Origin of the sequence: Paenibacillus polymyxa (genome assembly GCF_001719045.1) — a bacterium.
Taxonomy (GTDB): Bacteria; Bacillota; Bacilli; order Paenibacillales; family Paenibacillaceae; genus Paenibacillus; species Paenibacillus polymyxa_B.
This window is the reverse complement of sequence record NZ_CP015423.1, coordinates 2,615,189-2,627,691: the sequence shown is the minus strand read 5'-3', so window position 1 is coordinate 2,627,691 and position 12,503 is coordinate 2,615,189. Positions and strand designations below refer to the sequence as shown.

The 12,503-nt window shown below is 45.1% G+C and carries 9 protein-coding genes; 5 read left to right on the top strand and 4 right to left on the bottom strand.

Annotation, left to right across the window (positions count from 1 at the left end):
- Positions 1-93 precede the first annotated feature (93 nt).
- The gene (locus tag AOU00_RS11695; RefSeq protein ID WP_061829520.1) at positions 94-1,446 is read right to left on the bottom strand and encodes a right-handed parallel beta-helix repeat-containing protein; all 1,353 of its coding nucleotides are present in this window, start codon (positions 1,444-1,446) and stop codon (positions 94-96) included.
- Positions 1,447-1,777: 331 nt separating this feature from the next.
- On the opposite strand from AOU00_RS11695, the gene lepB reads away from it, so the two are divergent.
- A complete protein-coding gene (gene lepB / locus AOU00_RS11690) occupies positions 1,778-2,398 on the top strand; it encodes a signal peptidase I (RefSeq protein WP_061829519.1) in 621 nt (206 codons plus the stop codon).
- Positions 2,399-2,470: 72 nt separating this feature from the next.
- On the opposite strand, the gene AOU00_RS11685 is transcribed toward lepB, so the two are convergent.
- On the bottom strand, positions 2,471-3,301 hold the full coding sequence (locus tag AOU00_RS11685) for a carbohydrate ABC transporter permease (protein WP_013312583.1): 831 nt from the start codon (positions 3,299-3,301) through the stop codon (positions 2,471-2,473).
- On the bottom strand, positions 3,301-4,197 hold the full coding sequence (locus AOU00_RS11680; protein WP_013312582.1) for a carbohydrate ABC transporter permease: 897 nt from the start codon (positions 4,195-4,197) through the stop codon (positions 3,301-3,303). Before AOU00_RS11680 ends, AOU00_RS11685 begins: the two co-directional genes overlap by 1 nt.
- A 122-nt stretch (positions 4,198-4,319) precedes the next feature.
- On the opposite strand from AOU00_RS11680, the gene AOU00_RS11675 reads away from it, so the two are divergent.
- The 4 genes from AOU00_RS11675 (at position 4,320) to AOU00_RS11660 (ending at position 10,578) form a co-directional block, all read left to right on the top strand.
- Positions 4,320-6,179, top strand: coding sequence for a sensor histidine kinase (locus AOU00_RS11675; protein WP_061829518.1), 1,860 nt, complete (start codon positions 4,320-4,322; stop codon positions 6,177-6,179).
- Positions 6,172-7,818, top strand: a complete 1,647-nt coding sequence (locus tag AOU00_RS11670) for a response regulator (RefSeq protein ID WP_061829517.1) — start codon at positions 6,172-6,174, stop codon at positions 7,816-7,818. Before AOU00_RS11675 ends, AOU00_RS11670 begins: the two co-directional genes overlap by 8 nt.
- Before the next feature lie 106 nt (positions 7,819-7,924).
- The gene (locus tag AOU00_RS11665) at positions 7,925-9,229 is read left to right on the top strand and encodes an extracellular solute-binding protein (RefSeq protein ID WP_061829516.1); all 1,305 of its coding nucleotides are present in this window, start codon (positions 7,925-7,927) and stop codon (positions 9,227-9,229) included.
- Positions 9,230-9,549: 320 nt separating this feature from the next.
- Complete coding sequence (locus AOU00_RS11660; RefSeq protein WP_172828285.1) at positions 9,550-10,578, top strand: NADH:flavin oxidoreductase/NADH oxidase; 1,029 nt, start codon at positions 9,550-9,552, stop codon at positions 10,576-10,578.
- 94 nt (positions 10,579-10,672) lie between these two features.
- Here the strand turns inward: AOU00_RS11660 and AOU00_RS11655 are convergent, their stop codons facing one another.
- Positions 10,673-12,403 carry an ABC transporter ATP-binding protein gene (locus tag AOU00_RS11655; RefSeq protein ID WP_069290670.1) on the bottom strand — a complete coding sequence of 577 codons (1,731 nt, stop codon included), beginning with the start codon at positions 12,401-12,403 and terminating at the stop codon, positions 10,673-10,675.
- Positions 12,404-12,503: the final 100 nt, after the last annotated feature.

Genomic DNA, 12,503 nt, shown 5'->3' with positions numbered 1-12,503 from the left:
TTGTCTGGTTATGAGGACAATCACCGGTCGCTATATTATGCAAAATTGTCTGAGTTGGTAGATGGGCCAGGGCGTCCTGATTAGGCGGGGCTTTTAACGTGCCCCTATATTTTTTCCGCTCGGAGTACCCGAGCCGATCAGATCGCTTCCTTTGGCCAGCTTAAGGAAATCACCGAGCTGGATGGAACCGTCTGCACTTCGAGTGATAGAAGGCGTGAGGCTAACAAAGTCGTCTGCACTGACTACCAGACCTTTGGCATTCGTCGATTTCTTGTTTTTCCACCAAACGCTAGAGTCGTCCTGATCTGTACCGCTTGTTTTATCACTTGCTGTTCCTTCAAAAGAAAGATTGTTAATGAACACGTGATCACCCTTGTCAAAAGCAAAATTACTTTGTCCATTGTCCCACGAGGTATTATTGGTCAACGTAATGCTGCCGGGGTTGCTATTGTAGGTGAAGCCGTGCTTTTTGTTCTGGAAAGCAATACTGTTTTTCACAATATGGTTGACTTTGATTTTGTCTCCACCCAGCTTAAAGCCATTGCCGTCGCTGTTCGCGGTAGACGTTCCATCTGCGGTCTGCCCGTTGTGGTGGGCCACACTGTTCAAAATGGTTACTTCGCCGATGGGACCCGTTTCGGTTTTGCTATACAAATCCCAGCCATCGTCTACGTTGTACGCAGCCAAGCAGTTATCAAACACATTGCCTGATCCCACAGTCAATTTGGCAGCGAAGCCATCGGCATCCTCACCATTATCGGGATCAGCGTTATCGTGAGAGTAAGAATTCAAAATCAAATTGTTCGAAGGCCACTCACTAGTGGAAGCGTTAGGGGAGTAACGTCCAAGCTGAAGTCCAGTATCCCGGTTGTGGTGAGTTTCCACGTTTTCGATTCGGTTATTGCTGCCGCCGATATAGATACCATTATCTCCGGCACCCTTGACTTCCAGGCCCTTTACCAGCCAAAAGTCTCCGTTAAGCTGAAGTCCACGATTGGCTGAACCAAAGGCTTGAGCAGAGAAATCAAGTACCGGCTTTTCACTACCGTAAGCGACCAACCCTTTGAGTGAGCCGTTATTGCCGCTATTTTCACGCTGAATTGTAACCGTTGAGGAGTAGGTGTAGTTGCCACCGCGCAGGTAAATGGTTTTACCAGGAGCAATTTGCGTAAGTGCTGCTTCGAGCGTGGTAGGACTGGATATTGTACCCGGATTGGACACGTTACCATTTGGCGCTACATACAAATCACCTGCCGCTAACGTTGTGGAGACGGTGGTTGAGTCGGTTGTACTAACTGCCTCTTCTGTGAGTGCGGAAGAAGGGATGTCGTTGGATAACGTATCTGCGTAAGCGGTTCCAATAAGGCAAGAAGAAGCAAAAACAAAAGAAACACCGAGTCTTAGAGCGTTAAAGCCGGTTTTTGGACGATCATTTCGTTTAAACATGTAATTTCCTCCTTATTTGAGTTCATATTTTAAAAGAAGATAGCATCTATAAAAGTGACTCATGCTGTCTTTCCACTAAAAACAGGACACCTCCTGGGGGAATAGATTGATCTACCATTAGTCCAAAACGCTCTAAGAAGTATATGCACAGTGTAATATATGTTAACGTTTGCATCAACAGTTTTTTACTGTTTTTTTGATATTGTGAAAAAAAGTTCACACTTTTGTTTCAACTAAAAATGTAGTTTTGCCAGACTGGGAAAATTTGATTATACTTAAACATTATACATATAATAGGAATGAAAACTGTGGGAAAGGGTGGGTTTAGCGCATGGAGAGTGGAAATCATTTGACGGATTCAACTGTCGAACAATTGCAGGAAAAGCGGCCACGAGTGAAAAATGAGATGATCGATTGGCTTAAGGCCATTATTGTAGCCATTGTGTTCGTGTTCATTATACGTTGGCTATTATTTGCGCCATTTATTGTTGAGGGAGCGTCCATGGAACCGAATTTCAAGACAGATGAACGAGTGGTCGTGAACAAGGTGATTTACGATTTTCGTGATCCCAAGCCGAGTGAGGTTGTTGTATTCCATGTGAGAAAGGAACAAAAAGACTTTATTAAGCGTGTTATTGGAGTGGCTGGAGATACGATTCAGTATCAAGGCGACAATCTTTATGTGAACGGTAAGAAAGTAGAGGAGTCATACATTCAGGGAGCTATTCAGGATGCGCACGCCAAGGGAGAACTATATAACAATGTTGATTTTCCAAATGGAACCATAACCGATTCCAAGGTACCTGAGGGGTATATTTTTGTGATGGGTGACCACCGCAATAATAGTAGGGATAGTCGTGCTATTGGCTTTGTCTCTATTAAAGATATTGTTGGCCGTGCGGATGTGATTTTTTGGCCGGTGGATAGCGCACAATGGGTTAAGCATAAATAATATAAGAGCGCCTAAGAGGGGGGGATTCCTCACTTAAGGCGCTATTTATTTTATAAACTTCGAATATTTGACTCAGCCTTTGACGGCCCCAGCGACGACGCCTTTAACAATGTATTTTTGCAGAAAAATAAATACGATGATCGAAGGCAGCACAGCCATTACCATCGCGGTCATGGCATATTGCCAGTCTGACGTATACTGTCCGACAAAGGTGTAGGCGGCCAGCGTCAGCGTCTTGGTGCTAGGTGAGCCATTGACCATGAGCAACGGAAGCAGAAAATCGTTCCAAATCCACATCACGTCGATAATGACAATGGTGGCGGTGACTGATTTCAGCAAGGGGAAAATCACGGAAAAGAAAAGCCGGAAGCCCGAGGCCCCATCGATTTTGGCGCTTTCGTCAATCTCAGCCGGAATACCCTTCACAAAGCCGTGATAGATAAACACTGCCAGCGGTGCACCGAAGCCCCAATACAGCAAGCCAAGTCCCCAAGTGCTATCTGCCAGATTTAAGTCTTTCGCCAGTCGCAAGACAGTGAGCATGATGGACTGAAACGGGATCAGCATCGGCATAATGCACAGCATGTAAATCACGGAGCTCCATTTGCTTTTGGTTCTTGCCAGCTTGTAGGCTGCGATGGAAGATATCAGTACGATACCTGCCAGTCCGACGACGGTGATAATGGTGTTATTCAGAAATAGGCGTGGATAGTCAATGAATTTCCATACATATACGTAGTTATCCAGCGAAAGCTGCTTGGGCAGCGCAATGACGTCGGTCATGACCTCAGCGAAGCTTTTGAACGAATTGTTAATGGCGAGAAACAGCGGGTACAAAAATAACAATGATAATACAATCATGCCCGCTTCTAGCAAAATACGTCCCGTACGGCTGCGTTGCATCAGGCTTCAACCTCCCTGCGTTTGAAAATAGACAATTGAATAATCGTAATGATCAGGACTGCAACGAATAAAATCAATGCTTTGGCTGTTCCGTAGCCATACAGATTGTTCTGGAACGTGTCCCGGTAAATATCATACGCAATGCTGTATGTTGTACCACCTGGCCCACCGCCGGTCAGAGATAAAATGACGTCAAACACTTTGATCGAGTTGGTCAGTGCCATGAAGACTGAGATCGTAATGGAAGGTGCGAGCATCGGTAGAATAATACTGAAAAATCTCCGAATCGGCCCCGCGCCATCGACAATGGCAGCTTCTTTTAAATCCTCTGGCACAGATTGCAAGCCTGCAATATAAATGACCATGTAAAAGCCAATGGATTGCCAGATGGATACCGCCAAAATGGAAACAAACGCGAGCCCTTCCTCACCCAGCCAGCTTAGCTGGAAGATGCCCCAGCCTGTACTGTGTCCCAGTGACTCAAAGCCTTGCATGAAGATAAATTTCCATATAAAGCCGACAATCACGAGGCTGAGGATATAAGGGATAAAGAAAGCTGCCCGCAGCCAAGCCGAGCTTTTCAGCTTCATGTCGAGGACGAGCGCCAGCAAAATGGCCAGCACGTTCACCAGTACAATGTACAGAATGGCATATTTGACGGTAAACCAGGCTGCATGTGCAAAGTTGGCGTCTCCGAGCAGGATTTGCTTGAAGTTATCCAGACCTACAAATTTCGGATGTTTGGATATGCCGTTCCACTTGGTCAGGGAATAACGTATCGTCATCAAAAACGGAATATAAAATGCAATCGTAATGCACAAGATTACGGGCAGTGTGAATAAACCGAATTCCAGTTTACTACCCTTGTCGCCCCAAGTTCCCCTTTTTTTCAGCATAACGCACCTCTTTTTCTCAACATTTTCCGCTCTTTCGCTCCAAGCTGTTTAAGATATAATGAAAGTATAGGATAGCCCCTAGGGCCGGACCAATGGATTTAAGAAAACAGTTGAGGGTAAAAATGTGTACGCTTTCAAAAGGGGCGGTTATCATGATGTCAGAGCGTGCAGGAACGATTCTTCGATCCATATGGAGGAGGATCACGCAAAAATTAGTGAACAAGCTCATTCTTCTTTTTACCTCGGTGATTATTCTGGTGGTGGGCTCACTCACAATTATTTCCTATCAGATGATTGAAAAGGAGTCGGTTAACCATAGCATCGCCAGCACGACGAATAATCTGCTGCTGGTTAATCAGAATTTGGAGGATTACTTGGAGGGAATGCAGCAGTTGGCTCTTCCACAGCTTCGTTATAACGATATCATGAACGCGATTGCTAATGAGAATCGGGACTATGCTTCACGAATGGTCATTGAAAATTACTTGCGCAGCATGTTTTATTCGCGCAATGATCTGGAGGCTATCTATCTGTACGTGGCGGACCGACATCAATATTATGTGGTGACTAGGGAGACGTACAACATTACGGTGCGCAAAGGAATAAACACGGATATTCCCAAGCTTTCCTGGTATAAAGAGGCAATGGCCAGCACTGCTAACGAATCATTTCAATCTTTTGCAGGGTCCCGCTCTGATATGGGCTATGTGGCGCCACAAGCCAGCTTTATGGCTTACCATCGAGTGCTGAGGTCGATTGCATCCCGTCACCCGCAGGCGGTGTTGTCCTTCTATTACAATACAAGCGCCGTGGATGAAATCATGCAGAACGTTCCACTGGGCAAAGGGGACCAACTGATGCTGATAAGCCCTGAACGGGTTCCCTTTTATGTGAACAGCTTTCCGCTATATGAGCGGATGCGTGATTCCGGGGTGCTGGCACAGATCGGCAAGGGAGGAAGCGGGCAAGTAACGTGGTCAGATAGCAGTGGCAACCAGGAGTATTTGGTCGTTTATGATGCTGGCGAAAAGGACGGGTGGCAGCTCATCAAACCCATCCCATACCGCCAAATTTATGAAGCGGCTACGACGACACGGAATTGGAGCTATGTCATCGGGGCTTTATTTTTAGGTGTGTCTATTATTTTAGTGACACTGACCTCGAACGCCATTACCCGGCCTTTACATAAGCTGTCTACCCAGATGAAACGGTTTAGCACTGGAGATTTTGGGGCAAGGGCACCTGTGAAGGGGCATGACGAGATTGCCTATTTGTCGCTGCATTTTAACGAAATGGTCCAAAGAACCGAAGAACTTATTAATGAGCGCTATCGCATGAAGCTGGTCGAAAAGAACGCTATACTCAAGGCGCTGGAGGCTGAAATTAATCCCCATTTTCTGTACAATGCCTTGCAAGCCATATCCACACAGGCATTGAAGCGGGAGATGTTCGACATGGCGGATATGGTGGATGCTTTGGCCCAAACGTTGCGGTATTCCATCAACGGCAAGGATATCGTAGCTGCCCGCGAAGAACTCAAGCATATTGAACGGTATATAGGTCTGCAAAAAGCAAGATTCGGGGCGAGGCTGCGAGTCGAGGTGGTATGGGAGGAAACGCTGATGGAGTTGCCGATTCCGAGATTATCTGTACAGACGTTGGTGGAAAACTCCATCAAGCATGCGTTGGAAAAAGTATCAAGCGATATTCTGATCGTCATTTCAGCCGAATCGGGTGCTACAGATGCCACAATTGCAGTCAGGGACAACGGACCTGGGATTTCAGAGGACAAGCTGAGACTGGTGCTGGATTCGTTCCACGAAAAATGGGAAGAACGGGAGAGCGAGCATATTGGCTTGAAAAATCTGAACACACGCTTGAAGCTTTTGTATGGAGATCAGGCAGGATTATTCATACTTACGGATGAAACAGGAACGGAAATGAGAATGCAAATTCCCCGGGGAGGAGTCAGTCATGTATAACGTATTGATTATTGACGATGAAGAACCGTTACGCGAAGCCATTCGTATTGTTGGAGACTGGGGTAATCTGGGCATCGAGCATATTTATGAGGCAACGAATGGAAGGCTGGGAATGGAACTGTTAGGTCAACATCACATCGATGTGGTGATGGTAGATATGAAGATGCCGGAAATGAACGGTATCGAATTTCTACGTGCTATCGAAAAGGCATATCCCCATATGCTGACGATTGTCATTAGCGGCTACAACGACTTTGAATTTACACGGCAGGCGATTCAATCCCGGGTGGTGGATTATCTGCTCAAACCTATCAATCGTCAGGATCTGAATCAGGCACTGCGCAAAGCAGTGGACATTCTGGAAAGCCGAGAGCAAAGCAAAAACAAGTTCATTAGCCAGAACATTACGCTGAATATGTCACTGCCGAAACTGAAAGAGAAGCTATATTTGTCCATTTTGGACGGTAGCTTTAAAAGGCAGGCCAATACGGCGTTGCTCCCATTGATCGGAGCGGATCAGCCGGGGAATCGCTTTGGGGTGATCGTGCTGCGGCTGCTGAACAGGGATGAGATTCGCAGGACACGTTTTCATGGCGATGCCGATCTGATGGATTTTGCTGTAACCAATGTGTTAGCGCAGACATCGGATGAACGGTTGAGTTGTTTTAGCTTCTCCCATCCGCGACGGGAGCGTGAGGTCGTTTCGATCTGTACCTTGGCCCCAGGACAAGAAGAACATATGGCCTTACTATTGGCACAAGTGACACAGAAGGCGGTGGTGAACCTGCATGGGCTGTTCAGCATGGTGGTAGTTGCCGGATTGGGTAAGCTCTGCACAGATGTATTGGAGCTAGCGTCTGCTTATATGGATGCCAAGACGCTCATTCACAGCACGGATGTGTTGAAGCTGGAAGGGGAATCCATTCTTCATACAGTGCCACGGCAAATGGGTACGTTAGAGGAAATGTCATGGACGGAGCGACTGTTGTCGATCCAAAAGGATGCTCAGACAGGTCAGGCGAACCGGGCAAAGGTACTGCTGGGCGATCTGCTGAAACAATTGGCATCAGGCCCTATTTTCCGTTTACAGGATGCGGATCGAATGATGAACGAGTTCCATTTTTTACTGAGAGAAGCTGCGATTGAGTTGGGTGCGTCTACGTTAGCGTTAAATCAAGATGGAGCTTTGGAAGAGCTGGAGCACGCGGGGGAAAGCGATTTGTCTGCTGATTTTACGAGCTTTGTCCACTACGGTCAGAGATTGAATCGAATGCTGGAGCTTTACATTGCCGGGGTCCAACATGCTCAAGCGGGGAACCAGCCCTTTGACATAACGGACATCAAAAGGCACATCGACCGTTATTATTTTGAGGATATCAAAATTTCGTTTTTTGCCGAAACCTATTTTTTGAGTCGGGAATACCTGATGAAGCTGTTCAAACAGCAGTTTGGTTACGGTATTCACGAATATGTACAGAAGGTTAGAATGGACAAGGCGAAGGAGCTGCTGGGTGATTCTAACCTGAAAATACAGGAAATCTCGGATATGCTCGGCTACAAAGATAAAAATTATTTCAGTAAGGCTTTCCGTAATTATTATCAGGTGTCACCGTCTGAGTATCGCGTGAGCCTGCAATAAACCACTTTTTTACCCTTAACGCTTCACTAATCTGCCTTTTTAAATGGGAGTATATTTTTTAGAATGATCGCATGGACGTTGATCACAAACAAATGGGGGAGTATCCATGTTAAAGAAGATGATGGCGTTATCCGGCAGTTTGCTTTTGACGGTCGGTTTGTTGAGCGGATGTGGAAGCGGCGGCGGCACGGATGCGTCGAAAGAAAGTGCTGGCGGCAAAGAAGATTTGAAAACGGTTACAATAAACATGTTCACAGCTTCACCAGAGTATACTGATGCTTTTAACGCGTATATCGAGGAGTATAAGAAGGTCAAACCTAACGTGAAGATCAATCTGGAGATCATGCAGGCAGATTACAACACGATTCTGAAGTCGAAAATAGCCTCAGGCAGTACACCGGATGTATTCCAAACGACGGCAGGAGGCGACATCGACACGTATGCGGATTATAGCGCTGATCTGACCAATGAGCCGCTGGCAGCAGCCATGACGGATGCTGTTCGAGCGAATATGAGCTCCAGTGACGGCAAAGTGCTGGGACTCCCGGTAAAAGGGAACCTGTTTACGCTGATTTACAATAAGGATTTGCTTACCAAGGCTGGGGTAACCTCCCCGCCGAAGACGATTGCAGAAATGCAGGATGCGGTCACCAAGCTAGAGGCGAAGGGCATTACTCCATTTGCCAATGCATATAAAGAGTGGTGGGTATGGAAGCATATCTTCCAACACTATGTAGATGCTGCCGCGCAGGATGCAGGCGTGGAACCGAAGCAACTCGTTAGTGATTTTATCGCAGGCAAAGCAAAAATCAAGGACTACCCAGTGCTGTACAACAACTTCTTTAACTTCATTGATTTGACGGTGAAACATGGCACAGATAAGCCACTGGAACGGGACAGCAATGCGGAAGTAAGTGATTTTGCATCCGGAAAAGCTGCATTTATGACGGGTAAAGGTGCGTGGGATGAGGAAGCAATCAAGAAAATTAACCCTGATCTCAAAATTGGCATCATGGGATATCCGGTGAGTGACAAAGCGGATCAATCGGTCATTATTACCGGTGCAGATCAGGCGCTGCGTATCAACAAGGATTCCGAAGTATCCAAGGAAACAATTGAATTTTTCAACTGGCTGTACACTTCGGAATACGGTAAGAACTGGTTCTCCCAGGTAGCGAAGGTGATTCCTCCAATTAAGGATGCACCGCTTCCTGATCTGGAAATGCCTAAGGAAATGGAAAGCATTTTGAAAACGTCGAAGTCCGGCGATCTGTCTGTGAACTACTCGCTGGATACGTTCCACCAAAAATTTGGCGAGCTGATGCAGGCATATATCAGTGGCAACATGAATAAGGATCAGGCGGTTGCAGAGATTGAGAAGGCATGGGTGCAATTAGGTTCAGCACAATAAGATTGGTTCCGCAGAGGCGTCCGTAAGGGCGTCTTTTTGTGTTATAGCTAGGAGGCGGAGAGGGGGTGGACAAAAAAATATTTAATAATATTTAAATATTTACTTGCAAAAAGTTATTGAGTTGTGGATAATAGGTTGTGTGCAATATATCTACACCATACGACATACATAATGACTGCAAGTTGCAAATGTGAGAGATCCCCCGTTGGAGGGAATCTCTTTTATTCCGTTTGGACTATGCCGATTATGTTTTTAATAGACCGTGTAATTTGAAGCGTATTTTTCGTTTATGTGACGAAGATAAAAAGGAGATGAACGTTTTGACGAATTCGTTGTTTACACCGTATACACTGAAAGATTTGGAATTAAAGAATCGTGTGGTGATGCCCCCGATGTGCCAATACTCGGTGACAGCCAAGGACGGGATTCCGAATGATTGGCATCATGTTCATTATTTGAGTCGGGCTATTGGAGGTACGGGCCTGATTATTATAGAAATGACGGACGTGGAACCGGATGGACGGATTACAGATTATGATCTGGGTCTTTGGTCAGACGAGCATATCCCAGCTTATAAGAAGCTGGTTGACGGCATTCATGCGCACGGGTCCAAGGTAGGCATCCAGATTGCTCACGCGGGCCGTAAAGCTGAGGATGCAGCTGAGCCAGTGGCTCCTTCCGCGATTGCATACCCGGATGCGAATTATAAACAGCCACGCGCGCTTACGACGGAGGAAGTCCGTGGCATGGTGCAAAAATTCGCAGACGCTACCCGGCGTGCAGTTCAAGCGGGCGTGGATACGATTGAACTTCACGGGGCACATGGTTACTTGATTCACCAATTCCATTCGCCAGTTACAAACAAGCGGGACGACGAGTACGGTAAGGATTTATCCCGTTTCGGCGTTGAAGTCATTCAGGCTGTACGCAAGCAAATGCCTGCGGGTATGCCGTTAATCTTACGCATCAGCGCGGTGGAATACGTAGATGGTGGGTACGATGTGGATCATGCCATTGAGCTGAGCCGTGCATATCAGGCTGCAGGCGTAGACGTGATCCATGTTAGCTCGGGCGGGGAAGGCCCTGCTGGCGCCAGAAAGCCGGGCAACTATCCGGGCTATCAAGTGCCGTTCGCACGCCAAATTCGCGAGGCACTGAACATCCCGGTGATTGCTGTAGGCTCGTTGGATGACCCAGCCTTGGCGCAGTCCGTTATCGGCAACGAGGATGCCGATCTGGTCGCTGTGGGACGCGGATTGCTGCGCGATCCATATTGGGCGATTCATGCAGCAGTGGCGCTGCGGGGCGAGGAGCCTTCCATACCTGAACAATATCAACGTGGCTACTGAGGCCTAAGTAATCCCACGTTGTTTATATATAAACAAGGCACCTGCAACGAAGTGTACGCTTCGTCAGGTGCCTGTTTTGTTTTATGGGTTGTCTTTATTTGTAGGATGGCTCCTGCACTTCATTTTGCAGAAAATCTTTTTGTTTCCTATAAGAGTTAGAATAAGTGCTGCTATAAGACATTAGATCCGCATGGCTACCTTGTTCTACAATTTGACCATTTTGAACAACTAATATATGGTCCGCATGAATGACTGTTTGGAATTTATGAGCGATAATGATGATAGTTCGTTTACCTTTAAGCTCATTTAAAAGGTGCAGAATTAGAGATTCAGTTTCAGCGTCAAGGGCAGAGGTCAGCTCATCCAAAATGAGCACAGGGGCATTGTGAAGCAATGCCCTTGCTATAGCCAGACGTTGTTTTTGGCCTACCGATAAGTCATATTTTCCAGAAATGATATTAGTGTTATATTTTTCGGGAAGGGATGAGATATAGTCATGTAACCCCACCTTCTTTGAAATATTAACAACTTCATCTAAAGTAGCATTTTTATTGCCAAAGGCAATATTATCGAATATGGTTCCTGTTGTTAATAATTCTTCTTGTGTGACTACCGCTATATTTTTATAGAAGTAATTTTTATTCAAATCGTGTAATCTGTTATCCCCATAGTAGATCTCGCCTTTAGTCGGAATGACTTCTCCGGTTAGGAGCTTCACAATAGTCGTTTTACCAGATCCACTTTCTCCTACGATACCTAACATTTGATTTTTTTTGATTTCAAACGAGATGTCATCAAGAACAGGAGTAAGATTGTTATAGGAAAAAGATACATTTTTTACGTATATTCCATTTCCCATAAATTCCTCAATTTTTGTGTCGTTCCAAACATCATTTAAATTGAAAAAGTTAAGAATCCTTTCAGCTGAAGCTACCGCTGATTGCACACCTACGTTTAATTGTGACAAGCGTGATACCGGTTGTAGCAACTTGACTATATATGTACTGAAAGCAATCAGTGTACCTAAAGTAATCTCTCCATAAATCAGTAAAAAACCTCCAATAACTAGCAAAAGTAAAGGGGAAAATCCGCTTAAAAAGTTACTGATTATACCTAGCAGCAGTTCTCGCGCAAAAAGTTTTTTCAAAATACGAACCAAAAGTATTTGTTCTCTGCAAAATAGGGCACTAATATATTTTTGACGGTTGAATCTGATTGCAGTCCATTTTTGTTTCAAACCTAACTGAAGGGTTTCTGTCATATTTTCATATTGTTTTTTGTAGGCAACATTTAATTGGTACACTTTCTTTTTGGAATTGTAGTATAAGAAAAAGTAAATAGGGATAAAGATCAGGGAGACCGTTGCCAGTTTCCAATTCATAAAATAGAGAACAACAACGGTTGCGACAATTGTCAGACAGTCCGTAAACATAGCTATAAATGCTTGGTTTAGCAATCCAGTAAGAGCCTCCACATCATTATAAAGCAAGGAAATAATTTTTCCGGTGGGCTGGTGGCTTCGTAAATTTAAATTTTGTTGATATATATCATTCCTCAACCGGAACTGTAATAAATTTTTGATTTTAAAAATAACTGAATCTCTCAGTGCTCCTGTGAATCCTCCACCAACTAGTAGTAATAAAAAAAGGCTACCTAAATAGCTGATTTCTTTAGCTGAGAGTGTTTCTGTGTTATAGGAATCTATCAGCCGTTGCATTAAAATAGGTTGGTAGATCATGAACAATATATTTATGATAATGATACAAAGTACAGTAATTTGTAGTGCCAGTAAAGGCTTAATGTATTTTCTGATTAGTTGGAACATAAAATAGGCCCTCCATATTTAGGGATAAAGCCAGATAAGATAGAATCAGAGTAGCTAGATCGGCATTGTTAATAAATGATATGAAGTCTTAGAGGCACAA

Bases quoted from the DNA above. Each gene is read 5' to 3' on its own strand.
- AOU00_RS11695 (WP_061829520.1), bottom strand. From the start codon at position 1,446: ATGTTTAAACGAAATGATCGTCCAAAAACCGGCTTTAACGCTCTAAGA.
- lepB (WP_061829519.1), top strand. From the start codon at position 1,778: ATGGAGAGTGGAAATCATTTGACGGATTCAACTGTCGAACAATTGCAG.
- AOU00_RS11685 (WP_013312583.1), bottom strand. From the start codon at position 3,301: ATGCAACGCAGCCGTACGGGACGTATTTTGCTAGAAGCGGGCATGATT.
- AOU00_RS11680 (WP_013312582.1), bottom strand. From the start codon at position 4,197: ATGCTGAAAAAAAGGGGAACTTGGGGCGACAAGGGTAGTAAACTGGAA.
- AOU00_RS11675 (WP_061829518.1), top strand. From the start codon at position 4,320: ATGTGTACGCTTTCAAAAGGGGCGGTTATCATGATGTCAGAGCGTGCA.
- AOU00_RS11670 (WP_061829517.1), top strand. From the start codon at position 6,172: ATGTATAACGTATTGATTATTGACGATGAAGAACCGTTACGCGAAGCC.
- AOU00_RS11665 (WP_061829516.1), top strand. From the start codon at position 7,925: ATGTTAAAGAAGATGATGGCGTTATCCGGCAGTTTGCTTTTGACGGTC.
- AOU00_RS11655 (WP_069290670.1), bottom strand. From the start codon at position 12,403: ATGTTCCAACTAATCAGAAAATACATTAAGCCTTTACTGGCACTACAA.